The organism is Pseudomonas viridiflava (genome assembly GCF_900602065.1).
Taxonomy (GTDB): Bacteria; Pseudomonadota; Gammaproteobacteria; order Pseudomonadales; family Pseudomonadaceae; genus Aquipseudomonas.
Genome location: NZ_UWFN01000369.1, coordinates 1 through 393, shown reverse-complemented (window position 1 = coordinate 393; position 393 = coordinate 1). Strand labels below are relative to the sequence as shown.

Sequence of the window (393 nt, the reverse complement as noted above, 5' to 3'; positions counted from 1 at the left end):
GCGTTGGGCATGCATCTCGTGATGCTAAGCGTGACAGTCGAGTGCTTGAGATCACGCTGATCGTTCCTACGCTCCGCGTGGGAATGCCTCTCAGGACGCTCCGCGTCCGCTCTCGAATGTGGCGCAGATGCGTGGCCAAGCTCCAGCGTTATCCACGTCATGCGCTCGGCTCACTGAGTCCGCAATCTGTGCCATTTGTGACGCGGAGCGTCACGGGAGGCATGCCCACGCGGAGCGATGGGCACGATCAGTGTTGAGGCGGACGCGCTACAAAAATCTACTTCTGCGTCCCGTCATCCTGCTGGAGCAGGTTGGCCTGGGTCAGGTTGCAGCCTGCCGGGACGCTGCGGGTCAGCCAGACGTTGCCGCCGATGGTCGAGCCCTGACCAATGG

General features: G+C 62.3%; 1 pseudogene. It reads right to left on the bottom strand.

What is annotated here, in order from left to right:
• Positions 1-277: 277 nt before the first annotated feature.
• A pseudogene (locus EE949_RS29010) lies at positions 278-393 on the bottom strand (serine O-acetyltransferase EpsC); the annotation flags it as partial.